26 protein-coding genes are annotated in these 25,913 nt (G+C 34.8%); 1 reads left to right on the top strand and 25 read right to left on the bottom strand.

Annotated features, from left to right (window positions below; translation table 11 throughout):
- Window positions 1-11 precede the first annotated feature (11 nt).
- The 8 genes from ilvN to MKX45_RS07115 form a co-directional block, all read right to left on the bottom strand.
- Window positions 12-488 (bottom strand): acetolactate synthase small subunit, encoded by a 477-nt coding sequence (gene ilvN / locus MKX45_RS07150; protein WP_010905839.1) that lies wholly within the window; start codon window positions 486-488, stop codon window positions 12-14.
- Window positions 481-2,208 (bottom strand): acetolactate synthase large subunit, encoded by a 1,728-nt coding sequence (locus MKX45_RS07145; RefSeq protein ID WP_340816947.1) that lies wholly within the window; start codon window positions 2,206-2,208, stop codon window positions 481-483. The genes ilvN and MKX45_RS07145 overlap by 8 nt, the downstream gene beginning before the upstream one ends.
- 10 nt (window positions 2,209-2,218) lie before the next feature.
- Window positions 2,219-3,931 (bottom strand): dihydroxy-acid dehydratase, encoded by a 1,713-nt coding sequence (gene ilvD, locus MKX45_RS07140; protein ID WP_340816946.1) that lies wholly within the window; start codon window positions 3,929-3,931, stop codon window positions 2,219-2,221.
- Window positions 3,932-4,052: 121 nt separating this feature from the next.
- Entirely contained in the window at window positions 4,053-4,832 is a 780-nt protein-coding gene (locus tag MKX45_RS07135) for an ABC transporter ATP-binding protein (RefSeq protein WP_128267758.1), read from the bottom strand.
- Window positions 4,833-4,845: 13 nt separating this feature from the next.
- Window positions 4,846-5,421 (bottom strand): 3-isopropylmalate dehydratase small subunit, encoded by a 576-nt coding sequence (gene leuD, locus MKX45_RS07130; RefSeq protein WP_340816945.1) that lies wholly within the window; start codon window positions 5,419-5,421, stop codon window positions 4,846-4,848.
- A gap of 19 nt (window positions 5,422-5,440) precedes the next feature.
- The gene (gene leuC, locus MKX45_RS07125) at window positions 5,441-6,823 is read right to left on the bottom strand and encodes a 3-isopropylmalate dehydratase large subunit (RefSeq protein ID WP_340816944.1); all 1,383 of its coding nucleotides are present in this window, start codon (window positions 6,821-6,823) and stop codon (window positions 5,441-5,443) included.
- A gap of 146 nt (window positions 6,824-6,969) precedes the next feature.
- A complete protein-coding gene (leuB, locus tag MKX45_RS07120; RefSeq protein WP_057720831.1) occupies window positions 6,970-8,007 on the bottom strand; it encodes a 3-isopropylmalate dehydrogenase in 1,038 nt (345 codons plus the stop codon).
- An 11-nt stretch (window positions 8,008-8,018) separates the two neighbouring features.
- Window positions 8,019-9,560 carry a 2-isopropylmalate synthase gene (locus MKX45_RS07115; RefSeq protein ID WP_057720830.1) on the bottom strand — a complete coding sequence of 514 codons (1,542 nt, stop codon included), beginning with the start codon at window positions 9,558-9,560 and terminating at the stop codon, window positions 8,019-8,021.
- A 425-nt stretch (window positions 9,561-9,985) separates the two neighbouring features.
- Here MKX45_RS07115 and trhO point away from each other — a divergent pair, with 425 nt between their 5' ends.
- Window positions 9,986-10,945, top strand: a complete 960-nt coding sequence (gene trhO / locus MKX45_RS07110; protein ID WP_057720829.1) for an oxygen-dependent tRNA uridine(34) hydroxylase TrhO — start codon at window positions 9,986-9,988, stop codon at window positions 10,943-10,945.
- Between the two features lie 332 nt (window positions 10,946-11,277).
- Here the strand turns inward: trhO and MKX45_RS07105 are convergent, their stop codons facing one another.
- The 17 genes from MKX45_RS07105 to rnr all read right to left on the bottom strand — a co-directional run bounded on the left by MKX45_RS07105 (window position 11,278) and on the right by rnr (window position 25,826).
- Window positions 11,278-11,505, bottom strand: a complete 228-nt coding sequence (locus MKX45_RS07105) for a hypothetical protein (RefSeq protein WP_057720828.1) — start codon at window positions 11,503-11,505, stop codon at window positions 11,278-11,280.
- A gap of 10 nt (window positions 11,506-11,515) precedes the next feature.
- The gene (locus MKX45_RS07100) at window positions 11,516-12,829 is read right to left on the bottom strand and encodes a MutS-related protein (protein WP_057720827.1); all 1,314 of its coding nucleotides are present in this window, start codon (window positions 12,827-12,829) and stop codon (window positions 11,516-11,518) included.
- Between the two features lie 30 nt (window positions 12,830-12,859).
- The gene (locus tag MKX45_RS07095) at window positions 12,860-13,168 is read right to left on the bottom strand and encodes a hypothetical protein (RefSeq protein ID WP_057720826.1); all 309 of its coding nucleotides are present in this window, start codon (window positions 13,166-13,168) and stop codon (window positions 12,860-12,862) included.
- 61 nt (window positions 13,169-13,229) lie between these two features.
- Window positions 13,230-13,490, bottom strand: coding sequence for a hypothetical protein (locus MKX45_RS07090; protein WP_057720825.1), 261 nt, complete (start codon window positions 13,488-13,490; stop codon window positions 13,230-13,232).
- A gap of 105 nt (window positions 13,491-13,595) precedes the next feature.
- The gene (locus tag MKX45_RS07085; protein WP_340816943.1) at window positions 13,596-14,405 is read right to left on the bottom strand and encodes a histidinol-phosphatase; all 810 of its coding nucleotides are present in this window, start codon (window positions 14,403-14,405) and stop codon (window positions 13,596-13,598) included.
- The gene (gene hisIE, locus MKX45_RS07080; RefSeq protein WP_015426395.1) at window positions 14,406-15,044 is read right to left on the bottom strand and encodes a bifunctional phosphoribosyl-AMP cyclohydrolase/phosphoribosyl-ATP diphosphatase HisIE; all 639 of its coding nucleotides are present in this window, start codon (window positions 15,042-15,044) and stop codon (window positions 14,406-14,408) included. It lies immediately after the preceding gene.
- Window positions 15,041-15,820, bottom strand: a complete 780-nt coding sequence (hisF, locus tag MKX45_RS07075) for an imidazole glycerol phosphate synthase subunit HisF (protein ID WP_057720823.1) — start codon at window positions 15,818-15,820, stop codon at window positions 15,041-15,043. The genes hisIE and hisF overlap by 4 nt, the downstream gene beginning before the upstream one ends.
- Window positions 15,810-16,529 (bottom strand): 1-(5-phosphoribosyl)-5-[(5-phosphoribosylamino)methylideneamino]imidazole-4-carboxamide isomerase, encoded by a 720-nt coding sequence (gene hisA / locus MKX45_RS07070; RefSeq protein ID WP_057720822.1) that lies wholly within the window; start codon window positions 16,527-16,529, stop codon window positions 15,810-15,812. Before hisA ends, hisF begins: the two co-directional genes overlap by 11 nt.
- A complete protein-coding gene (gene hisH / locus MKX45_RS07065) occupies window positions 16,530-17,138 on the bottom strand; it encodes an imidazole glycerol phosphate synthase subunit HisH (RefSeq protein ID WP_015426392.1) in 609 nt (202 codons plus the stop codon).
- A 38-nt stretch (window positions 17,139-17,176) separates the two neighbouring features.
- Entirely contained in the window at window positions 17,177-17,965 is a 789-nt protein-coding gene (locus MKX45_RS07060) for an aminoglycoside 3'-phosphotransferase (protein WP_003131115.1), read from the bottom strand.
- Window positions 17,962-18,564: an imidazoleglycerol-phosphate dehydratase HisB gene (gene hisB, locus MKX45_RS07055; RefSeq protein ID WP_015426390.1), complete on the bottom strand. Its 603-nt coding sequence runs from the start codon at window positions 18,562-18,564 to the stop codon at window positions 17,962-17,964. The genes MKX45_RS07060 and hisB overlap by 4 nt, the downstream gene beginning before the upstream one ends.
- Entirely contained in the window at window positions 18,561-19,307 is a 747-nt protein-coding gene (locus tag MKX45_RS07050) for a methyltransferase domain-containing protein (RefSeq protein ID WP_170275485.1), read from the bottom strand. Before MKX45_RS07050 ends, hisB begins: the two co-directional genes overlap by 4 nt.
- A gap of 95 nt (window positions 19,308-19,402) precedes the next feature.
- Window positions 19,403-20,698 carry a histidinol dehydrogenase gene (gene hisD, locus MKX45_RS07045; protein WP_057720819.1) on the bottom strand — a complete coding sequence of 432 codons (1,296 nt, stop codon included), beginning with the start codon at window positions 20,696-20,698 and terminating at the stop codon, window positions 19,403-19,405.
- Window positions 20,682-21,308 (bottom strand): ATP phosphoribosyltransferase, encoded by a 627-nt coding sequence (gene hisG, locus MKX45_RS07040; RefSeq protein ID WP_003131107.1) that lies wholly within the window; start codon window positions 21,306-21,308, stop codon window positions 20,682-20,684. Before hisG ends, hisD begins: the two co-directional genes overlap by 17 nt.
- Window positions 21,301-22,287 (bottom strand): ATP phosphoribosyltransferase regulatory subunit, encoded by a 987-nt coding sequence (locus tag MKX45_RS07035; RefSeq protein ID WP_057720818.1) that lies wholly within the window; start codon window positions 22,285-22,287, stop codon window positions 21,301-21,303. Before MKX45_RS07035 ends, hisG begins: the two co-directional genes overlap by 8 nt.
- Entirely contained in the window at window positions 22,275-23,357 is a 1,083-nt protein-coding gene (gene hisC / locus MKX45_RS07030) for a histidinol-phosphate transaminase (RefSeq protein ID WP_057720817.1), read from the bottom strand. Before hisC ends, MKX45_RS07035 begins: the two co-directional genes overlap by 13 nt.
- Before the next feature lie 471 nt (window positions 23,358-23,828).
- Entirely contained in the window at window positions 23,829-25,826 is a 1,998-nt protein-coding gene (rnr, locus tag MKX45_RS07025; RefSeq protein ID WP_340816942.1) for a ribonuclease R, read from the bottom strand.
- Between the last annotated feature and the right edge of the window lie 87 nt (window positions 25,827-25,913).

Raw genomic sequence — 25,913 nt, 5'->3', positions numbered from 1 at the left:
CTTATTTAAATTTAGCCACGCTCAAAACCTGCACTACCTGTCCGAGCCATATTTAGAATGCCATAAGGACTAACAACATCAATAAGTGCTTCGATTTTTGCTGAATCACCCGTTAATTGAATGGTGACATTTTCCAGATTGACATCAACTACATTTACTCTAAAAGGTTCAATCATTGTAAAAATTTCTGCCCTAATGGTCGGTGGAGCTGATACTTTAATCAAGACGACTTCACGTTCTACATGAGGCAAATCTGTAATATCAGCTACTTCAATCACATCTATTAAGCGATTTAATTGTTTAATGATTTGTTCTACTTCATCAAGATGATCAACTTCAATAACAAAAGTGGTATGAGTTAAGTCTTGACTTTCTGTAACTCCAGCGGTAATTGAGAGAATGTTCACTTGCCTTCGATTGAGAACGGCGGTAAATCGATTCATAATTCCTGTTACATTATGAAGTTTTGCGATAATCATTCTACGCATTATCTACCTCCTCATTCTTATCAGTAAAATGAAGTCCAATCATTTCGTCATTGTGTAATCCAGCTGGTATCATTGGTAAAACATGTTCAGATTTTGAAATTAGAACTTCAATAAGCATTGGCTCATCTTCTGTAATAATTTTTAAATCATCAGCCAAAGTTTTTGGATTATCTAACTTAACATGTTTGATGCCATAAGCTTCGGCTAACAATTGAAAATTTGGTTCAACATCAAAAACCGATTGTGAACGTCGCTCTTCATAGAATGATTCTTGCCATTGACGTACCATTCCCAATGAATGATTATTAATCAGAACAACTTTGATTGTAATACCGTAGCCATTAAGTAATGCTAATTCTTGATTAGTCATTTGAAAGCCACCATCGCCAACAAAAACAATGACATTTTTATTTGGCTGTGCCAGCTTTGCACCGATTGCTGCAGGAATGCCAAAGCCCATCGTTCCCATTCCCCCAGAAGTAATAAGTTGCCTTGCATTTTTATAAGGATAATATTGCGCCACCCACATTTGATGTTGCCCAACATCGGTCACAATGATTGCATCTCCTTGAGTGTATTCTCCAATTAATTTAATTGTTTCCTGTGGACGGATATCATGGTTTTGGGGCTCATAAGTAAATGGTGCTTTCTCTTTATTTTCAATGACAGTTTTAATCCAATCATTAAAGTCAGTCTTGACCTTATTTAATTGCAAAAGTCTGCTTAAAGCCACTTTCAAATCAGAAAGGATTGGAATATCGGTTTTTACAATTTTGCCAAGTTCAGCAGCGTCAATATCAATATGAGCAACGACAGCATTTTTAGCAAATTTTGCTGGATTGGATACAACTCTATCGTCAAAACGTGATCCCAAATTAATAATATAGTCAGCTTCAACTAAAGCCATATTTGCAGCGTATGAACCGTGCATTCCTGCCATTCCTAGTTGCAATTCGTGGCTGATTGGTAATGTTCCTAAGCCAAGCAATGTAGAAACAACTGGAATTTGATATTTTTCGACAAATGCTCTGAAAATATCAACTGAGCCAGAATAATTAATTCCTCCGCCAGCAATAATGACTGGTTTTTTACTGACAGAAAGTTCTGTCAGTAATTCTTGCAATTGTTCATCAGTCGCTTTTTCACTTTCGTGATAATGAGGAAGATTCAAGCTTGGGTCATTAATTTCAGTGACTTCAAGGGTGGAAACATCTTTTGGTAAATCGATTTCTACTGGCCCAGGACGTCCTGTCTTTGCCAAATAATAGGCTTCTGTAACAATTCTTGGAATATCTGCGGTTTCCCTAATTTGATAATTATATTTTGTAATTGGGGCTGTAATTCCAACAGTATCTGCTTCTTGAAAAGCATCTTTACCAATTGACTGACGGCCAACTTGACCTGTGAAAACTAACAATGGGACTGAATCAAGATAAGCGTCAGCAATTCCAGTTACTGCATTAGTCGCTCCCGGTCCAGACGTAACAACGACGACACCAACTTTACCAGACGATTTAGCGTAACCTTCGGCTTCATGCGTTGCTCCTTGCTCATGACGGGCTAAAATATGTTGAATTCCTTCAAAATTATGAATCGCATCATACAAGGGGAGCATGGCCCCACCAGGATAACCAAAAATAATTTCTACTCCAAGTTCTTTTAAGGTTTGGAGAACAAGTTGGGAACCGGAAGTAGGTTTTTCTAACTTTATTTTTTTCATTCAAACCTTTCTATAAATCTGTAACGCAACCTTCACTAGCGGGGCGCGTAAGTTTGGCAAATTTTGCAAGAACACCACGCGTTGCTTTAGGGTCTGGCTTTTGATAATCGGCACGTCGTTTAGCAATTTCTTCATCAGAAACTTTTAAACTAATACTATTATTCACCGCATCAATTTCGATAATATCATCATCTTCAACTAAACCAATCAACCCACCTTCAACTGCTTCAGGGACGATATGCCCCACAACAAAGCCGTGGGTGCCACCAGAAAATCTTCCGTCAGTAATGAGTGCACAAGACTTTCCAAGTCCGGCTCCAATTAATGCTGAAGTTGGTTTTAACATCTCTGGCATTCCCGGACCTCCGACTGGGCCAATATTTCTAATGACTGCAACATCACCAGCATGCAATCGGCCAGACTCAATGCCATCGATAAAATGTTGTTCACCATCAAAAACACGAGCAGTTCCTTTGAAAAATTCGCCTTCTTTACCAGAAATTTTTGCAACAGAACCCCCTTGGGCAAGATTACCGTACAAGATTTGTAAATGTCCAGTAGCTTTAATTGGATTTTTTAGTGGTCGCATAATATCTTGGCTGTCAAAGTCCAAATCTAATGCTGTTTCAACATTTTCAGCCAAAGTTTTACCTGTGACGGTCAAACAATCACCGTGAAGTTTTCCTTCTTTAAGTAGGTATTTCAAAACAGCAGGAAGGCCACCAATTTTGTGCAGATCTTCCATCATATATTTTCCGCTCGGTTTGAAATCGCCAAGAACAGGGGTAATATCTGAAATACGTTGGAAATCATCTTGCGTAATTTCTACACCAATGGCATTTGCCATTGCAATGATATGAAGCACAGCATTGGTTGAGCCTCCAAGGACCATGACAATTGTTATGGCATTTTCAAAAGCTTCTTTGGTCATGATATCACTTGGTTTAATATCTTTTTCTAATAAATTTTTGATGGCTAAACCAATTTCATCACACTCTTCTTGTTTTTCTTGACTGACTGCTGGATTGGAAGAGGAATAAGGTAAACTCATTCCTAAAGTTTCAATAGCGGCAGCCAGGGTATTAGCAGTGTACATTCCTCCGCAAGCACCTTGCCCTGGAATGGCATTGCAAATAACGCCATGATAATCTTCATCAGAAATATTTCCGGTGATTTTTTGTCCCAGAGCTTCAAAGGCCGAAACAATATTTAATTTTTCACCTTTATATTCGCCATGTTCAATCGTTCCACCATAGACCATAATTGACGGACGATTTAAGCGAGCCATTCCGATAATTGACCCTGGCATATTTTTATCACAACCGGGAATGGCAACGATGGCATCATAATATTCTGCGCCAGCATTGGTTTCGATGCTGTCAGCAATCACTTCACGACTGACCAAAGAATATCTCATGCCAAGCTTTCCGTTGGCAATTCCATCAGAAACTCCAATAGTATGAAATTGAAGTCCAATCAATCCGTCAGTTTGGTTGACAGAACTTTTGATTTTACTCCCAAGTGTTCCCAAGTGCATATTACATGGATTTCCGTCCCAATCCATGCTGACGATTCCGACCTGAGCTTTTTTGAAGTCCTCATCTTTAAAACCAATGCCGTAGTACATCGCTTGAGTCGCTGGTTGTGTTGGATCTTGAGTCAATGTCTTAGAATATTTATTAAGTTCCACTGATTCAACTTTTCCGTTATATTTGAATTCCATATGTTATCTTTTTGACCTCCCCGTAAATTTACATAGAGCTATTTTATCACTAAAAAAATGAAAATACAATAATTTGTCAGAATATTCTATATAGTCTATAAAATACTTTTGTTTTCCTTTCTCAGTTAGCAGAAATTACAAAATATTTCTGCTCAAAACGGTGAACTTCTACTTTTTCTTGATAAAAATCAGTAAGTATCTTTTCATTTAATAAGTTTTCTTTTTTCCCTGATTGAATCACTTTTCCTTCTCTTAAAAGTAAAAGATGAGTAAAAATATCAGTGATTTCATCGGGATGATGAGAAATATAAATGAGTGTTGGTGCATTTTTTAATTGATTAATCTGCTGCAGTTGCTTTAATAATTTTTCTTTAGCAAATAAATCTAAACCGTTCGTTGCTTCGTCCAAAATTAAAAGCTCAGGCTTTAAAATTAAGCTCCTAGCAATAAGAAGAACTTGCTTTTCCCCTTGAGAAAGGCTGGCATAATTTCGGCCAATAAGTGATTTTGCCCCCATTTGTCTTAAAAGCTGACGGGCCTCATCAAGTTCCTGATCTGTGTAGGGTTTATAAAGCATGCTCGAATTAAATTTCCCAGTATAAACAAGGTTTTCAGCCTTAATATTTGGTTGAAATCTTTCAGCAATAAATGAGCCAACTACGCTGATTCTTTTTCTCAACTTAGGAATTTCTCCATTTCCAAATTGAGTATTTAAAACAGTGATTTCGCCAGAAGTTTTCCATTCTTCTGCTAAAATCAATTTCAAAAGACTTGATTTTCCAGAGCCGTTGAGGCCCAGAATAACCCAATTTTCGCCGGGATTTACTTTCCAAGTAATATCTTTAAGAATTTCTTTTTTATTTCGAGTAAGATTTACATTCTTTAAATTAATAATTGTCATTTTTAGCTCGCTCTTATTGATTTTTTTGTTCGTAAGATGAGATTGCTTCTTCATATTGCAAGGTTATTCCAATATCATCTAAGCCATTAATTAATTTGTCTTTCCAAATGGGGTCAATCTCAAAATGAAAGTCACCAAGGCTTGTGATGATTAGCTGATGGGGTAAATCAATAGTAATTTCTTCTTGACTTGACAGTTTTGTCAATTGATTTAGAACTTCTCTTGGTTGTTTAATTGGTAACAAGCCATTTTTTAAAGCATTATTATAAAAAATATCTGAGTAAGAGCCAGCAATAATTGCCCGAAATCCGTAATCTGATAAGGCCCATGCCGCATGTTCTCTTGAAGAACCAGAACCAAAATTATCTCCTGAAATTAACAGAGAAGCTTTTTTGTATTTTGGAGCATTCAAAATAAAATCAGGATTCTCATCGTAATCTTTGAGATAACGCCATTCATAAAATAAATTTTTCCCAAAGCCCTTTTTATCGATTGCTTTAAAAAATTGTTTAGGAATAATTTGGTCTGTGTCAATATTATCGTTCATGACTGGAACACTTGTCCCTTTGTAAATCGTGAATTTTTCCATCTTTTTTTCTTTCTACAGACTAATCTGTTACGAGCGTTCTAACATCTACAAATTTACCAGCGATTGCGGCGGCAGCGGCCATAGCTGGAGAGCACAGGTGCGTTCTTGCATTATGTCCTTGACGTCCTTCAAAATTTCGATTAGAGGTTGAAGCACAATGAACGTATTCTGGAATTTGGTCAGGATTCATTCCAAGACAGGCTGAGCAACCCGGTTCCCGCCATTCAAAACCAGCTTCTTTAAAAATTTTATCAAGCCCTTGTGCTTCAGCCGCTTCTTTCACAGGTCTGCTTCCAGGGACGACAATTCCTGTCAGTCCATCAGCAATATGTCTATCTCCAATAATTTTTGCAGCTTCTTCTAAATCACCAAGTCTAGCATTCGTACAAGAACCAATGAAAATATAGCCTAAATCTATGTCAGAAGCGGTTTGGCCTGGCTTTAAATCCATGTACTGATAAGCACGTTCATAATTCAAATCATTGTTAATTTCCGGAAACTTTTCGCCAAATTCTAGGCCCATTCCGGGATTTGTTCCCCATGTCACCATTGGTTTCAACTGCCTGACATCAAGACTTAAAATCTTATCGTATTGTGCATCAGAATCACTGACAAGTTTTTCCCATTTACTGACAGCTTCATCAAAGTTTTTAGGTGCATGTTCACGCCCTTTGACATAGTCATAAGTTTTTTCATCAGGATTCATCAGGCCAATTTTTGCCCCAAATTCAATTGACATGTTACAGATTGTCATCCGTTCTTCCATGCTTAAATCACTGATAGCATCCCCACTATATTCAACCGCATAACCTACACCTGCATCCACACCATATTTAGCAATTAATGCGAGGATAAAGTCTTTGCTATAAATTCCTTTTTGTGGATGACCTTGAAATTCAATTTTCATACGCTTGGGTTTAACTTGCCAAATGGTTTGAGTTGCAAGAACATGTTCAACTTCACTTGTACCAATTCCAAAAGCAATTGCACCAAATGCTCCATTTGTTGCGGTATGACTATCGCCACAAACAATTGTTTTTCCCGGTTGAGTTCTGCCAGATTCAGGTGCTACCATGTGAACAATTCCTTGTCCTTTTCCACCATGAGTCTCCGCTGGAACATCAAATTCTTTGACATTTTTAGTAAAAGTATCAATTTGTTTTTTAGAAATCAAATCTTGAATATTAAAAATATCTTGTGTTGGAACATTGTGGTCAAGAGTTCCGTATGTCAAATCTTTTCTCCGAACACGACGTCCTGCTTCACGTAAGCCCTGAAATGCTTGCGGACTCGTAACCTCGTGAATAACATGAAGGTCAATATAAAGCAGTTGAGGTTCTCCCTCATTTCCAGCAATCACATGCTGGTCCCAAAGTTTATCAAATATTGTTTTACCTGACATTTTTTTATTTCCTTTTTTAAAAATTTATTCTGACAAATTCTGTCAGTAATTTTGTACTTTTTGTCAGTAATATTTACTGACAAAATTATCAAATTTGTTAACGGTTCTTTTGTCTGCAACTAAAATGCTCACTATTCAATCGCATTTTACTGACAATTTTTCAGGATTGCTTCTGTCATTTCTTTAGTTGTCGCGGTTCCACCTAAATCTTTAGTCAAAATTCCGTCAGTAAAAGTTTGGGTTACGGCTTTTTCAATCATCGCAGCCCCATCTTCTTGCCCAAAAGATTCTCTTAGCATCATGGCAATTGATAGAATCATCGAAACAGGGTTCGCAATTCCTTTTCCTGCAATATCTGGTGCCGAACCATGAATTGGCTCATAGAGTGCTAGACCGTTAAATCCATGCGAACTCGAAGGCATCACTCCTAAGCTACCGGCCAAACTACTTGCTTCATCAGAGAGAATATCACCAAATAGATTTTCAGTGACTATCACATCAAATTGTTGCGGATTAGTAATCAGTAACATCGCACAAGAATCGACCAATTGGTGCTCTAATCGTACATCAGGATATTCGTCAGCAATTTCATCAGCCATTTTTCGCCATAATTTAGAAGTTGCAAGAACATTTTGTTTATCAACCGAAGTCAGTAATTTTCTGGGCCGACTTTGAGCACTTTTGAAAGCAAAATGAAGAATTCTTCTTATTTCATCAGCAGAATAATCATTGACATCTCGTGCTTTATCATCTGCCAATTCATGCTGACCGAAATAGATTCCCCCTGTCAGTTCGCGAATCACTAGGAAATCAACATTTTCAACATTTCGGATGGGAGAAAGTTTTTTTAGAGCCGGATAAATTTTTAATGGACGAACATTAGCATACAGTCCTAATTCTTTCCGTAAAGCAAGCAACCCTTGTTCTGGTCTAACTTTTGCATTGTTGTATTTAGGATGACCAATTGCAGCGAGCAAGATTGCGTCAGCATTTTTAACTGCTTGCAAAGTTTCTTCTGGTAAAGGATGACCATGCTTATCAATTGCAATTCCTCCAAAATCTTTGGCTTCTAATTCATACTCAAAAGCAATTTTTTTACTGACAGCATTTAAAACACTTAAACCAGCTGACATAATTTCTGGCCCAATCCCGTCTCCTGCAAGTGTCACAATTTTTTTAGACAATATTTTTCACCTTAAATTCCATCATGAGCTGAAATTTGTTCAACCTTTCCTTGTAAATTTTCTTTTTGAACTAAAACATTAGCGTTCATGTAAGCAATGGCGCTTCCTTTCAATACATCATAATCAACACCTTTAGCATTAAATATAGTGCCTGTAGATAAATTTTCAACAGAAACCAAAGTCGTTGCTTGTGCATCAATTCCATCAGTTACAGCATCCACTGAATAAGAAATTAATTTTAGTTGATGATTAAAGACTTTATCAATAGCTTTAAAAATTGCATCCACTGAACCTGACCCCTCTCCTTGACTAACATAAATTTCCTCTTCTTGATTTTTTAGTTGCACCAATGCCTTGTGCCCATCAATTTGAACATTATCAAGTATAAATCCAGCTAGATTTTTTACCGTTTCTCCTGTAAACAAGGCATGAATATCTGCGTCAGTAATTTCTTTTTTCTTGTCAGCTAATTTTTTAAATTTTTCAAATAAAATTGCAAGACTTTCATCATCATAAGCAATATTAAGTTCCGTCAATTTTTCACTAAAAGCATGACGACCAGAAAGTTTACCTAAAGGCAACGAATTATGCTTTATTCCGACAAGTTCTGGTGTAATAATTTCATAAGTTTCAGCATTTTTAAGGACACCATCTTGATGAATTCCTGATTCGTGTGCAAAAGCATTAGCACCAACAATTGCTTTATTTTTTGGAATAGCAATTCCTGAAAATTGTGAAATTAGTTCTGCCGTTGCAGCAGTTTCTGAAAGTTTTAAAGGACTTTGTGCCTGATAAAAATCTTTACGAATATGTAGTGCCACAGCAATTTCTTCAAGAGCAGCATTCCCAGCTCGCTCTCCAATGCCGTTGACAGTTCCTTCAACTCTCCCAGCTCCAGCTTTAATTGCAGCTAATGAATTAGCTACAGCCATTCCTAAATCATCATGACAATGTGGACTAAAAATAATTTCTCGGTCAGACTTAGTATTATCAATCAAAAATTTAAAAATTTTTCCATATTCTTCTGGCGTCGTATAACCGACAGTGTCAGGAATATTAATATAAGTTGCTCCAGCATCGACAGCCGTTTGAACAGCCTCTAAAAGAAAATTCAACTCCGTTCTTGTTGCATCCTCTGGAGAAAACTCAACAACCTCGACCCGTTCACGTGCGTATCTCACACATTTATCAATATTTTTCAAAACTTCTTCGGGACTGATTTTAAGTTTATATTTCATGTGAATAGGTGAAGTGGCAATGAAAACATGAATTTGCGGATATTTTGCCCCCTTTACCGCTTCAACCGCTTTATCGATATCTGAGATAACACAACGAGCTAATGCAGTGACAGCCGTATCATTCAAAGAATCAGCAATTTGCTTTACTGCTTCAAAACTATCTGGACTTGCCGCAGGAAAACCAGCCTCTATGACAGAAATCCCCCATTTTTCCAGTTGTTTAGCAATCGTTACTTTTTCTGAAATGGAGAAACTAACGCCTGGTGTCTGTTCGCCATCTCTCAAACTTGTGTCAAAGAATTCAATTTTTCGCATAATATTACCTCTATTTTTTATTAAGAAACAAAAAAGACGCCCATGAGGACGTCTCTCGGTCCTCGAAATGACTATCGCCAAACAGGACCCACATATTTTAGCCACAAAAGCTAATGTAGGTCCACCTTGATCAACAACAATGAAAATTGTGTGTATGTCATTTCAAGTTCCTCTTTTTTTGTTAATTTACATTATAATACTCTTAATATTTTAAATTGTCAATAAAATAATAATATTTAATGCATTTTTTTGTATTAACAAGAACTTAACAACAAATAGATTACAACTTCTCCCTTTAATATTCAATTAAATCCACAATAATTAAGCTTGTTAGAAAATATACAAGCAATTTTGTTGCTTTTGATAGACATAAAATGATTAAATTATAATGGATTCTAATGTACTAATAAGATTAAGGAGAAATTATGACTCAAGATTATCGAGTTTTATTATATTACCAATATGTCCCAATTGAAGATGGAGAAACTTTTGCCCAAAAACACCTCGCAGACTGTAAAGAATTAGGTTTAAAAGGACGAATTTTAGTTGCTGACGAAGGAATTAACGGAACTGTTTCTGGTACTATCGAGCAAACAAATGCCTACATGGAATTGATGAAAAATGACCCTCGCTTTAGCACAACAATCTTCAAAATTGATGAAGCTGAGCAAAATGCTTTTAAGAAAATGCATGTCCGTTATCGCCCTGAATTAGTTAATTTAAGTTTAGAAGATGACGTCAATCCTTTGGAACTTACTGGGGCTTATCTTGATCCAAAAGAGTTTCGTGAGGCCATGCTTGATGAAAATACAGTAGTGATTGATGCACGAAATGATTATGAATTTGACTTAGGGCATTTTCGTGGCGCCATTCGCCCAGAAATAAGAAGTTTTAGAGAACTTCCACAGTGGATTCGAGATAACAAAGAACAATTCATGGAAAAACGTGTTTTAACCTACTGTACCGGTGGAATACGTTGTGAAAAATTTTCAGGATGGCTCGTTCGGGAAGGCTTCAAAGACGTTGGTCAACTTCACGGAGGAATTGCCACATACGGAAAAGACCCAGAAGTTCAAGGAGATCTTTGGGACGGACAAATGTATGTTTTTGATAGCCGAATCGCAGTTCCAATCAACCAAAAAGAACATGTCATTGTCGGACGTGATTGGTTTGATGGAAGCCCATGTGAACGTTACATCAATTGCGGGAATCCAGAATGTAACAGACAAATGTTAGCTTCAGAGGAAAATGAAGCAAAATATCTTGGTGCTTGTTCACATGAATGTCGAGTTCATCCCAATAACCGTTACATCAAAGCCCACCAACTATCAAATCAAGAAGTTCAAGAACGTCTTGCGCTACTTGAGAAAGATTTAGCATCATAATATAAAAAGTCTATTATTCTTATGTTTACATCTGTTTTATATGACTTTGGATGGTCGCACGTATGGGTGATGATGAATATTACATTTGCTTCGTTTACATGAGTAGTTGCGTTGAAAATCCTTGTTGGGATTGTTCTTTCAATTTTAATATTTGCACTCGGCTTGGTAATTATTGCAAGTCCGTTGATTGTGTGGGAATGGATAAAACATTACCTTCTAAGAAAAATAATAAAGTACACTAATGAACTAAAAGATTTATAATTGAATTTGAAATAAAAGCTCTGCGACAAGTTTTGTCGCAGAGCTTTAGTATTTACGTAGTATTTAAAAATTCAAAAATTACTGTTGACAATTTTTATTGTATCTTGAGCAACAGTGACTACTTCAGATGGATAACTTAGTGTTTTTAAAATATTAACTGCATTACTGGTCTGAGGTTTTCCTGATTTTATTTTATAATCATAAATAATTTTATTATTTATGAAACTACTTGTAAAATGATAGGTTTCGTTCCAATCTTTAGCTAATTCAATTAGGTTCAAGTCATGTGTTGAAATCATATAGAGACAATTATGGTTGTTCAACCATTGCATTATTCAATCTGTCAAGTATTGATTTGACAATTCGACTTTCTGCCATAAAATAACTTTCTCCCCTACTAATACTATCTTGAACCTTGATAAGAGTAAAGATGTTTCCATGTTGCATTGAAAACTCATTTGCCAGAGCAATGTTTATAGACTGAGCCAGTACTATGTTTACCGCAACTGTTCTTAAGAATGTAGATTTACCTGAAGCATTATCTCCTCCAATAAGAATATTTTCCTTAAAATCAATCGAATTAGCAACTGGTTCTGTTAATAGTGGATGATAAATTTGTTTAGCTGTTAATTCTTTGCTCGTTGAAAAAGTAGGTCGACAAAAATAATCTAATGCTATTTCATAGTTTAATATTGAGATAGCGGCTTCTAATTCAGATAAAATATCATATATACTCTGAGCTTTAAGGTTATGTTTTTTCAGCTTATTGACCATATAGGCGTGAGAAATTATAGGGATTAAAAATAAAAAATTTAGGTACTCCAAGATAACCCCCATATCAACGAATTCAACATCAGGTTTATAAGTATACCCAAATATATTTAACAATGAAAATTCTTTAATAGCATTTTTTAGTTGGTTTTTTTTGGGAAAAGAATATCTTGATATCTTTTTTCCAATATAAATCATTTGAACGAGATAAGACATCCTTTCTAATTCCAAGTCCATTAGATATTTTTTACTCAAGGAGAAAAAAATATTAAATAAAAAACTGCACGAAAATAGTACGGTTCCAAATGTTCGAAATGGAATCGCTAGAAATAGGGACAGTAACGGTATAATGCCTAAAAGAAAATATAAATACAGCTTTTCCTTCTTGTAATTTGAAGCTCCTTTTATTATTTTGTTGGTTAGATTATTGTTCTTCTTCCCGAGTTTTGTAAAAAGGTATTGTAGTTCAAGCCTAACATCATTATTTTTATTCAAAAAATCTTTTGTGTCTTCAATTGTTTGATTTTGAGAATAAACATGAAGATGCAATCTGTTATATAAGCACTCTGCACCTAAACTTGATTCAGTTATATTTATTTTTTTAAAAATTTTTTGTAAATCTAAATCATCCCATGTTTGGCTATCAATAAATGAATCGTATTTTTTTTCTCTTTTTTCAAGAGCAAGGTTATTCTCTAAACTTTTCACGCTGTCTGAAGCACTCGGAGATGAATTAAATGTTCCCCAATTTTCTTGTAATATTTTCTTTTTTTTGAGCCTTTGAACTCTACTTATTATGTTAATTGTCCCTAACACTAAAAAAAGAACACTCAAAATGGAAAAAATCAACATAGTTAACTCCTGTATAAGAAAACTTTCAGATCACATAAATAAAAATTGAAGCAAATAAAACGAAGTTCCAAGTAAAACAATCACATTGATTACTAGCAAAAGATACCTTAAATATGGACTGTAATATCTTGAAAGTGCTTGAAAAACTATTGCAGAAACAAACATTACAACGGGCAATGTAAAAATATATGCACGATTCCCTTGACTTACGGGGCTAGTTAAAATATATCCAAAGTTAATCTTTATAGTTTCAGGGAGTTTAAAATATAAAATGCCTGCTACTATAAATTCCACAATTGACCAGAATATAAATAAACGTGGGAGTTCTATTTTTTTCATATATTTCTCTTTCATTATATTAAAATAAAGCAAATGGAGTGGTTCAACATTTGCTTTTAAGTTAACTTTCTAAATCAACCCGAGCATTTAATTTTTCTCTAAAAGTACTTTTGAAATTTATTTTTTGATAAAATTTCTTTGTCACGCTCTCTAAAATAGAAGTGTAATTGTTTTCAATAACTTTTACAATTTCAGGGCTCTGAAAAATATACGCACAGGCTTGACAAGGATGGACAAATTTTGGAATCTTGATGGTGTTATCCCATTCAAATACTTGAGATAAAATATCGAGAGGTCCTTCTGCAAAAAGCCATTGTTTCATAAAATCAAACTTTTGCCTGTTATACATTTCTGAAACGGTAATGGTAAATCATGATGTAAATATCATTGATATAGAGCTATTTCATATGTTATGAGATAGCTTTTATTATTCTTTAATAGACTTTTTATTTTTATCAATTTTCATCCCACTAAAAGTTGCTAGTTCGTGAAAGCCAGCTTTTTTAATTAAAGTTCTTGCTTTATGAATTGAAAGCCAATCACGCTTTGCTATATGACTATCCGTTCCTAAAGTTATAAATTTTCCACCTAATTTTTTAAAATTAATCAATAAATCACTATAAAATTGTTCAGTTTTCGGATTATCAAACAATCTAGTATTTATTTCTAATGCTTTTTCTTTTGAAGCTAAAGCCCGCAAGATTTTAAATAAAATCTCCCGATTCTCTGCAAACTTTATTGATTTATCCGTGTAAGGCCCATATCTAGCAACATAATCTAAATGACCAAACGAATTATAATTCACAAAATTTTGAACAGTATCTAAACAAGCTAAAAGATATTCTCTTTGTGCTTCTTCTTTTGTTTTCTGTAGATAAAATTCTGTTTCGTCATAAACTTCAATATCTCCAATTTCATGAACAGAGGCAATCACAAAATCAAAAGGAGCCGAATCAATAAACTGATTAATTTCTGATTTAAAACGTAAATCAATTCCCATTTCCAAGCCAATTTTTATTTTAATTTTATCTTTAAATTCCGCTTGTAATCGATTGATTTCTTGAAAATACTCAGGTAGATTTAGTGAAAAATCCATTTCTGGAAAATAAAAATCTCGATGCTCTGTAAAACAAATTTCTTTTAAACCATGTGCTATAGCTTCTATCACATGGTTTCTAGGAAGCTCCTCGCTATCAGCCGAAAAATGAGAGTGGAAATGATAATCTAATTTTTTCATTTAATCTGCCGTCCTTGTATGAAATTCCTTCTTATTTCCTTCTAGCTGATGCCGTTCTTTTGCTTTTTGCCGTACTTCTTCTAGAGAAATACCTTGCTGATTCATTAATACAAACAAATGATAAAGTAAATCATCAATTTCTCCTAAAAGTTCTCCTTTATCTGAATTTTTACTAGCAATAATCACTTCACTTGCTTCTTCACCAACTTTTTTTAATACTTTATCGATGCCTTCTTCAAGCAAATAATTCGTATAAGATTTTTCGACTGGATGTAACTTTCGGTCGATGATTTGCTTCTCCAACTCTCTGAAAATATCAGAGTCATCAAAAGGAATAAGTTCATCATAAAAACAAGAGTAAGCACCAGTATGACAAGCATTACCAATTTGTTCAACAAAAACTAGTAAAGTATCTTGGTCGCAATCCAAACGCATTCCTTTTATTTTCTGAAAATGCCCTGATTCTTCTCCTTTGTGCCAAAGTTTTTGTCGTGAACGTGACCAAAACCAAGTTTCACCAGTTTCAAGCATTTTCTCAAAAGCCACTTCATTTGTATAGGCAAGCATTAATACTTGATTTGTTTGATAATCTTGAACAATAACAGGAATAAGTTTCTGCTTATGAAAATCTGGTTTCATAAAATCTCCTTCTTAATAATTCTTGCTGAAATATTATTTTTTATAAGTTCATCTTTAACTTCATCAACTGTTGCTTCGCCATAATGAAATAATGAAGCAACAAGGGCAGCATCGCTTCTTGTTTTTTGAAAAACTTCAACAATGTCCGAAATCTTCCCACAACCGCCACTTGCTACAACAGGAATATTAACAGCAGTACAAACGACATTCAGCATTTCCAAATCGTAGCCTGTCTTTGTTCCATCCTTATCCATTGAGGTTAGTAAAATTTCACCTGCTCCTAATCTTTCACACTTTTTAGCCCAATCAACTAAGTCAAGACCTGCATTTTCACGCCCACCTTTGATATAGACATCATATCCCCTAGAGTCTGCTCGTTTTTTAGCATCAATAGCAACAACAACACATTGAACGCCAAATTCGTTAGCCGCTTGACGAATAAGTTCAGGATTTTCAATTGCAGCTGAGTTGACGGATACTTTATCAGCTCCTCTAGCAAGAATTCTTCTAAAATCGTCAATTGAACGAATTCCTCCACCAACGGTTAATGGAATTGAAAGTTCACGCGCCGCCCGACCAATTAATTCACCAATAATTTCACGTTCTTCAAAAGATGCCGTAATATCAAGAAAAACAATTTCATCTGCACACTGTTCTTCATATATTTTGGCCAATTCCACTGGATCACCTATTTCTCTTAAACCCACAAAATTGATTCCTTTAACAACCTTACCATTTTTAATATCAAGACAAGGGATAATTCTTTTAGTTAGCATTCCTGAACTCCTTTTCAAGATTAATTTTTCCCTCATAGTAAGCTTTCCCAACAATAATCCCATAAAAGTCAGAACGAGTTGCACGTTGAATATCAGAACTATCCTTTACACCTCCAGAAATAATCACGTTTAGAGAACATTCCTTTGAAATTTCATCATAAAGTTTAAAATTTGGACCTGTCAGTGTTCCGTCTTTGGAGATATCAGTAATAATAGTGGTTTTAACCCCTATTCTCTCTAATTTTTTTAAAAATGACAGATAAGGAAGACTCGTTTTTTCTAACCAACCACTTGTTGATACAAAACCCTCTCTAATATCTACCCCAACAATGATTTTGCTTGGACCGTATTTAATTAATAGCTCTTTAAGAAAATCAGGGTTTTCTACCGCTGCGGTTCCTAAAATCACTCGTTCCACACCAATTTGTTCAAGATACATTCTAACTGTATCGAAATCTCTAATTCCACCACCAATTTCGATTTTCAATCTTGTTTCATCTTTTATTTTTCGCACAAGCTCTAAATTGCGAGTTTGTCCTATCTTAGCACCATCTAAATCAACCAAATGGAGGTCAGTCGCTCCCATTCTTTCAAATTTTTGAGCAATTTCAAGGGGATTTTTTGAATAGACCGTTTTCTTATCATAATCTCCTTTGTAGAGACGCACGGCTTCACCATTTTGCAAATCAATTGCTGGAATAATCTTCATTTAAATTTCCTCCAAGAATGCTTTTAGTATTTTTCTGCCAATTTCTCCACTCTTTTCAGGGTGAAATTGGCAGCCTATCACATTATTTTTTCCAACAATTGCCGGAATTTTTACTTCGCCATAAGTGGTGTAGGCAATGAGTTCATCATCAGGACAAGTCGCCTGATAAGAATGAACAAAATAGACCTCATCATTATCAGACAAATAATGAGTTGTCGGACTGGTTTTAGCCAGGTTTAATTGATTCCATCCCATATGAGGAATTTTCTCATTAGTTTTGATTGGAATCACCTCTCCCTTTAAAAGTCCAAGACCTTGTCTTTCTTCTATCTCGTATCCTTTTTCAAAAAGCACTTGCATTCCTAAACAAATTCCCAATATTGGTATTCCAGCAGCAGCTCGTTCTTGTATAAGTTCAATCAAATTAAACTTTTTTAGATTATTCATTGCTGTAGGAAAAGCCCCAACTCCTGGAAGAATAAGTGCATCTGCTTTACGAATTTCCTCTAAATCTCTTGAAATCACTGTTTCTTGTCCCAATCGTAAAAATGCGGCCTGTACACTTTGAAGATTTCCAATATTGTAGTCGATGATAACAATTTTTTTCATAATGCTCCTTTCAATATCAAAATATACTAAAATTCAATTTAACCAAAAACCTCACAGCAGCCAACCAATTTCAAACGATCAACATCGATTCTATCCCGACCATAAGCATCAAAAAATCGGTCACGATATTGATCAGTACCAATATTAAAATTAAGCGTCCATGCACCCCAAAAGAGGTCAATATGTCGGTCGCCAACACCTGCACAATCCAAATCAATAAAACCTTTGAACTTCCAATTGTCTAGGATTATATTTGGTAAACAATAATCTCCATGTAAAAGCGTATCATTCCTTAATAGCAATTTTTTATTTTCTATATAATCATAAGCTTCTTCTGTTGTTCGGATATTATAATTATTGACAAAATCTAGATTTGAATTATTTATACTTGCGTTCTTTTCGACTTTTTTCAGATAACGTTCAGAATGGTCTAATATGGGACAATCCTCAAAATTTTGTTCATGAAGAAATCGTAGATTTTCAGCAAGATTATCACACAGACGTTTCGGATTATTAAGATATTGTTTAGCCAAATAATTTTCTCCTTGAATTTTTTTCTTGAGTAAAAAATCCTGTGACTGGTCTGATAAATAAGAAATATATCCTAAACCTAACTTTTTCTTTTGAAAATAAGCAGTCATTTCAGCTTCTCGCTCTAAAGTTTTTGATGAAGCTATTTTTAAATAATAGCCATCTTTTTTATCAATGAATAACACTTGAGCTTCAGGAGAGGAACTGCTATCATATATTTTTGCATCTTTTAGCGTATTGTGAAGTGCTTCAGGAAATTTCTCAATATTAATTCTTAATTCTTTTAGATTAGTCATAACACTCCCTTACTGCTCGGTATTTCTCCAACTTTCGCTTCATCAATACTTACAGCTTGTTTTAGCGCCCTCGCTGTAGATTTAAACATGCCTTCAATAATATGATGCGTATTTTGCCCATAATTTTCGTTCAGATGTAACGTAATCCCAGCATTAAAAGCAAGGGCACGAAAAAATTCTTCAGTCATTTCTGTATCATAGCCACCAAGTTTTTGATTTCCTGATAAATCAGCATGAAATACCAAATAAGGTCGTCCACTAATATCTAAATCACAAGTCACCAAAGCTTCATCCATTGGAATGGTAAAACTTCCATAACGTCGAATACCGAGCTTATTACCTAATGCTTCGCTGATACATTTGCCAAGAGCAATCGCAACATCTTCAATGAGATGGTGCGGGTCCATCCCTACTGTTTCATGATCCCCATGTCCTATGATTTTTAAGTCAAAATCGCTGTGAAAGGTGAGAAGTGTCAGCATGTGGTCGAGAAAACCAATACCTGTACTAATGTCCGCTTGACCTGTGCCGTCAAGATTGATGGAAAGTTCGATTTGTGTTTCTTTGGTATTACGCGTGATGTGTGATATGCGTGTCATAACAGGTTCTCCTTAGTTTTTTTAAATATCAAATGATGTAATCGTGCGACTGGATACAGCGTTTGGTCTTTCGCTACTTTTTGCTCTAACTTAAGCATGGGTTGATACCAGTTGTCTGTTTCTTTGATTTCTGCGTTTTGTGAAATACCGTAAAAATGACGAATTCCAAATTTTTCTTGGAGTTTCAGTTTGTAATTTGCCACAAAATCTGTCAGCCAATCATCGTCATAAACTAGGATATCGCCGTGGTTGTGAGAAGCGACAGCTTCATTTTCATAAACATCAAGCGCTGCCTGCGGATTATCACGTCCTGCTGCCATTTCTATCATGCTACCGTACTTACTGTGCTTGACAATAGAAAGCGTGCCGCCATCTGTCAAAAGTGACAAGAGTAATTCCAACACGACTTTTCGGTCGAGGACGTATTCTAAAACATTGTGAATGAGAATCACGTCGTAACGCTCATTTTTAACAGTTTCTGCAAAGTCGTCAAAAGTTCCTGTCAACTGACGAAAAGTTTGGTCAGACATCATCTCGAGCTTTTCTACATCAGGCTCATAGCCCGTGACTTCAAATCCCTGTTCCTCCAAAAATGTTTCCGTCCGTCCAAATCCAGAGCCGAAACTCAGAATTTTTGAATCTTTTGTCAAATTTGGTAGGAGCTGTGGAAAAAGTAAGTCATAGAACATCCGACCCCATGGTTTTTCGAAAACTTCTGCGTAATAATTTTCTTGTTTTGTCATGTTTTTCTCCCTACTATTTTTCTTATTCAATATTTTAAAATCCATGTGGCTCCTCACGCCTTGACCAATAAATTTTGAAAATCTTGTCTCAAGTATTACATTTCATCAAATCTCACAGAAATTGAGTTAGCATGAGCCGTCAATCCTTCTGATTTTGCAAATGTCTCAACATCCTCTTTAAAGTCAGCCAAAACTTCTTTAGGATAATAGCTATAAGTTGAATATTTTATGAAATTATAGACACCCAAACCAGAGTAAAATTTGGCTGTTCCTCCAGTTGGTAAGACATGATTGCTTCCTGACATATAGTCGCCTAGCGGTTCTGGCGTATATTCTCCAAGAAAAATTGATCCAACATTTTTGATTTTTGGAAGTTGGGTTAAAGGTTCACTAGTCAAAACTTCTAAATGTTCTGGAGCCAGCTGATTGGAAACATCAAAGGCTTCATCAATATTTTTTACAACAATGGCTCCACCGTAATTCCTGATGGAACTTTCAATGATTTCACGACGTTCCAAATTTTGAACTTGTCTATTTAATTCCTCATCTACTTGTTGAACAAGTTTTTCAGAAGTCGTCACTAGAATCGCTGACGCAAGTTTATCATGTTCTGCTTGCGCCATTAAATCAGCAGCGATATATTTTGGATTGGCAGTTTTGTCAGCAATAACTAGAACTTCTGACGGACCGGCTATCATATCAATATCTACCACTCCGTAACAGATTTTCTTAGCCGTAGCTACAAAAATATTTCCAGGTCCGACAATCTTATCAACTTTAGGAATAGATTCTGTCCCATATGCAACGGCGGCAACACCTTGTGCTCCACCCACTTTATAGATTGTTTCTATTCCACAAACTTCAGCAGCTGCTAAAATATTAGGATTTACTTTTCCATCAGCTTTAACTGGAGTAATCATAATAATTTCTTTGACGCCTGCTAAAAGTGCTGGAACAGCATTCATAATGACTGTTGAGGGATATGCAGCCGTTCCTCCGGGAACATAGAGAGCAACACGTTCCAGAGGACGCGCAATTTGTCCCATGATAACACCATTTTCCTTAAAAATATTCCATGAATTTCCTAGTTGATGTTTATGAAATTCTTCAATTTGTGATTTGGTACGCCTAAGAATTCTAAAATAATCCTCATCAATTTGTTCTAGTCCTGTTTCACGTTCCATGCGCGTGACGAGTAAATTATTAGTATTCACATCATAACCGTCGAACTTTTTAGCATAGTTAAATAAGGCAGTATCTCCACTTTTTTGAATGTCTGCTACAATCTGTTGGACAGTTTTATTAACTTCTTTTGATACTTCTGTTTTTCGACCTTGAAATTTTTCAGCAATTTCTTCAAGCTTTCCTTGATAATCAATTTGTTTGAGCATCTTCTAACCTCTCCACCATTTCTATAATTTTATCTTTTTTAAATTTGAAACTAGATTTATTGACAATCATCCGTGTTGAAATATCACTGATTTTTTCAATGACCTCTAAACCATTTGCAGATAAAGTATTTCCTGTTTCGACAATGTCAACAATTGCATCGGCTAAACCAACAACTGGTCCAAGCTCAACAGAACCTTCCAACTTGATAATTTCAATATCTTCTTGCTTTTGAGCAAAATATTTTTTTGTCACTCTTGGATATTTTGAAGCAATTCGTTTACGTCTTTGAAAATTTTTATTTGAAAAGTCAGGATAAGAAGCAAGGGCAAAAATACACTGTCCAATTTTTAAATCCAATAATTCATAGTAGTCGTCAAAATCATTTTCATCAAGCGTATCTTTACCAACAAAGCCAATATCAACAATTCCATGTTCTAAAAAAGTAATGACATCATTAGCTTTTCCAAAAATGATTTGTAAATCATCTTTCGTTTTAATTTGTAATTCACGTCCTAGATTTAGAATTGGTTCAACATCATAGTTCGCATTTTCCAATAAATTGGTGACTTGTTTTTGGATTCGTCCTTTAGTTATGGCAATTTTAATCATTGTCTTCCTCCAATTCTTGTCTTTCCAAAGCCTTTAGAATGGTGTCCATATGACAACAAAAACCAATGGCAACCGCCTCTTTTTGAAAATTACTTAATAGCTGGTCATATCTTCCTCCTGATAAAACAGGTTGATTAGCTGCTGAACTGTAAGCTTTAAACATTAAATCAGTATAATAATCCATTTTAGGAACCATTCCCAAATCAATGATAATCGGTTTAATCATTGAAAGTTTCTCTGAAAATTCTTTGAGCTGATCAAAGGAAGAAATGAGCACATCATCTTTTGTATTTGTCACTAAATTTTCCAACCTTGATAACTCATTAGTAATAAATATTTCTTTCAAAAGTTCTCTTAATTCCTTAGAAAAATTATTTTTTTCGATAAAAGCATTAAGGCCACTCAAATCTTTCTTGAGTAAAAGTTCTGTAAGTAACTCTGTTGAACCATCAGCTAACTGACATAAACGTTGAAAAAATTTTGCTGAGCCTATTTCAAAGACCGTTTTATTCAAACCTAACTGTTCAATTACTTGAAGGGCTAGACTAAGAATTTCTAATTCTGACTTATCGGCTGATTCACCAAAAAGTTCAATACCAATCTGATAATTTTCCGTTGAACGACCTTTATGCCGTTTTTCTTTTCTATATATTTTTCCAAAATATGAATAACGAGCACTAGTAGAATCCTTGATTTGCGAATAAAGTCTAACTAAAGGAAGTGTAAAATCATAACGGAGTGTAATTGATTGTCCCTCATGATTGATAAACTGAAACATTTTTTCTTGATTAAAAGTTTTCCCATTACTTTCAAGTGCTGTATAGAGTTGCGTATATTCAAAGCTTGGGGGCATGACTTCCTGATAATTTTTCAAGCTAAATAATTTTCTTAAACGACCTTCTATCTGCCGTAGACTTTTAACTTGATTCAAGGTCATTTCTGCCGATTCTTCAGGAAGCAGATAATTTATTTTTTCCATTCGTCAATTTCCTCATTCTTTTTTAAATAGCCTTTTAAAAATTCAATCACTTTGTTCATTTCTTTATTAGTTCCAATAGTTATCCGTAACCAATCATCAATCCGTGGTTGATTCCAATGCCTGACAATAATTTTTGCCTCATAAAGCGCATTAAATAGTTCTTCTGCTGTTACTTTTGGATGATGAACAAAAACAAAGTTAGCCTTTGAATCAGTCACTTCAAATCCTAAATTAACCAGACTTTCTTTAAAAACTTCTCTTGTCTTAATAATTTTCTGAATGTTTTTTTGAAAATAATGTTCATCCATTAAACTTGCTTCTCCAATAATTTGTGCCAAACTATCAATTGGATAGGAATTAAATGAATTTTTCACATCATACAAATGAGAAATTGCTTCAGCAGAGCCATAAGCTACACCTAAACGAATTCCTGCCAAACTCCGCGATTTAGAAAAAGTTTGAACCACTACTAAATTATCGTATTTTTTAAGCAAAGGAAGACATGTTTCCCCACCAAAATCAATATAGGCCTCGTCAATCAAGACAATAGAGCTTTGATTTTTTTTCAAAATTTCTTCTATATCTTTAAGATTTAGTGCTAAAGCCGTTGGAGCATTAGGATTTGCAATCACAATTCCGCCATTTTCAATACAATAATCTTTTATTGACACTTTAAAATCATCATCTACAGGGACTTTTTGAAAGGGAATTCGATAGAGTTCGCAATAAATAGGGTAAAAAGAATAAGTAATGTCAGGCATTAATAAAGGGCTTTGACTATTAAAAAAAGTCAGAAAACTAAGTGACAAAACTTCGTCAGAGCCATTACCAATAAAAACCTGTTCAACTTCTAAATGATGATATTCGGCCAATTTTTTTCTTAAACTTTTCGCATCAGTACTTGGGTATAAACGCAAATTTTTTGTCTTAAAACGTTCATTAAATAATTGAGCTACACTAGTGGGCGGATAGGGATTTTCGTTAGTGTTTAGTTTGATCATGTCAGTAAGTTCTGGTTGTTCACCCGCAATATAGGGACTTACTGACCGAAGGTTATTTTGCCAACTCATAGATTTCTCCTTTCGAGAATAGAAAGATAATATAAAAAAAACGCCTAAAAGCACTTGGCTTAAAGGACGGTTTAATCGTGGTTCCACCTTAATTTATCACTTTTTCACAAAAGTGACCTCGGTAAGTTATAACAACTTAGCATTAACGCAGCTAACGCTCACATTAATAATGTGAGTAAGATAGCGATGAGTGTGGTTCATCCCATTATCAGACCTTTTCTCAGCAACAAGGCTCTCTCAACTGATACCTAAGACTACTCTTTCATCTCTTATTTGTTAATTCTTAATTATCTGAATTATAATACTTATATTTTTAAAAGTCAACATTTATTTTAATAAAATATCTATCTTGTTATTTAGCATAATAAAAATACCAGTAAATACTGGTATTTTACTCGAAAATATTTAAATTTCAATAGTTTAATTTATCTTATTAGTCCTTTATTTATTCGACATAATAGTAGACTGGCTTTATTCAGGAGCAATTTGTTCAAAATCAACTGTTCCTTTTCGTTTATTAGCAGCAATAACACGAATTTTTATTTCTTGTCCTATTTGATAGACTGTTTCTGATTTTTTTCCTTTAAAAATACTTGCTTCTTCATCAAATTTAAGTTCTTCCGTAGTCCCAGTATGTAAATTAGGTACACGAATTAAACCTTCAACTGTATTATCTAATGCAACAAAGATTCCAAATTTTTGCAGGCCTGTAATTGTACCAGTGTAAACTTCTCCAATCCGCTCTGACATATATTCTGCTTTTTTCATTGCATCAATAATTCGTTCAGTTACGACCCCACGGTGTTCCATATCAGAAGAATGGCTAGCAATTTCAGGTAAACGTTCTTTCCATTCGTCTTTAGTACGGTTAGAATGGTCAGAAGGATATAAATGTAATAAACGATGGATAATTAAATCAGGATAACGCCTAATTGGGCTTGTGAAATGCGTATAGTTAGTCGCTGCGAGCCCAAAATGTTTTGTATTTTTTTCAGAGTAAACCGCTGTTGACATCGTATGTCGAAGTTGATAAGTCAATGCCTTTTCAGAACTTGTTCCTTTAATCTCATCAGCAAAGAAATTAATGGCTTGATGAGAATCTGAATTCAAGGAAAAACCAGCATTAGCAGCAGCTTCCATCAATTTAGCAAAAGCTTTCTCTTTAGGGTTATCGTGAACTCGATATAAGGAAGGTAGTTTTTTCTTTTGAAAATCAAGGGCAACAGTTTCATTTGCCATCAACATAAAGGATTCAATCATTCGTTCTGCAGTATCACGATCACGTTTTACAATTTCGATTGGATGACCTTTTTCATCTAAAATAATTTTTGCTTCACTCTCGTCAAATTCAATCATTCCTCTGTCTTTTCGCATTGTTTCAAGAATTTCATGAAGTTCAACGGCCACTTTAATCGAATCGGTAATTTTAAAGAAGTTTTCAAGGGCTTCCCTATGACCTTCTTGTCCTTGATGAATCATTTTATTGACATTATTATAAGTCATTCGATAAGTTGTTTTTATGACTGATGGTGATATTTTATAACTGACAATCTTACCTTTGTCATCAATTTCCATTAGACAAGACATTGTCAGTCGTTCTTGAGCTTCATTAAGTGAACACAAATTATTGGATAACTTAACAGGCAACATCGGAACAACTCGGTCAGTTACATAGACTGATGTTGCGCGTGAGTAGGCTTCTTCATCTAAAGAAGAACCCTCAGTCACATAATAACTGACGTCAGCGATATGGACTCCTAATTCAAAATGTCCATTTGATAATTTTTTAACGTGGATGGCATCATCCAAATCCTTAGAATCATCTCCATCAATGGTATAGGTAATTTCATTCCGATAATCTTCACGATCTTGCAAATCTGAATCAGTTAATTTTTCTGAAAATGCCTCAGCCTCAGCTAAAGTTTCAGAAGAGAACTCTTGTGGAATTTTCATAGCACAAAGCACTTCTAAAATATCTAGTCCTACTTCGCCTTTATGTCCAATAATACCTGTAATTTTTCCTTCAAATGTCTTGGTATCGGTTGGATATTGGGTTATTTTAAGACTTACTACATCTTCTTCTTGAACCCCTGATAAAGGTTGTTTGATATATAAAGTATCAGAAATTCGATCATTATAGAGTTCTATTCTTCCTTTGTATCCTAATGCTTTGACTTGACGATTTGACAAAGAACGGTAAGTCCCGACCGTATCAACTACGGCTCGTTCATTTATTTTAGTAATTTGTCCACTTGCACCGCGTTTTTCAGTTTTAGGATAGGTAACTTTAACGGTAACTTTATCCCCATCCATCGCAAATTTAGTATCATTTTTACCGATATAGATATCATTTGTTTTATCTGTTGCGTCTTCTGGATGAACAAATCCGAAACCTTTAGGATGTTTAGAAAATACTCCCTTACTTTCTGTTTGATTAAGTGCTGATGCTAATTCTGATAGCTGAACCATATATATTTATTTCTTCCTCCAATTGTATCTCTCTATCATAACATAATCAGTGGAGCTATACTATAAAAGTGGACAGAAAATTGTGTG

The organism is Lactococcus sp. FSL W8-0209 (assembly GCF_038006585.1).
GTDB classification, from domain to species: domain Bacteria; phylum Bacillota; class Bacilli; order Lactobacillales; family Streptococcaceae; genus Lactococcus; species Lactococcus lactis.
The sequence above is the reverse complement of the archived record's forward strand: the minus strand, read 5'-3'. Positions and strand labels throughout refer to the sequence as shown.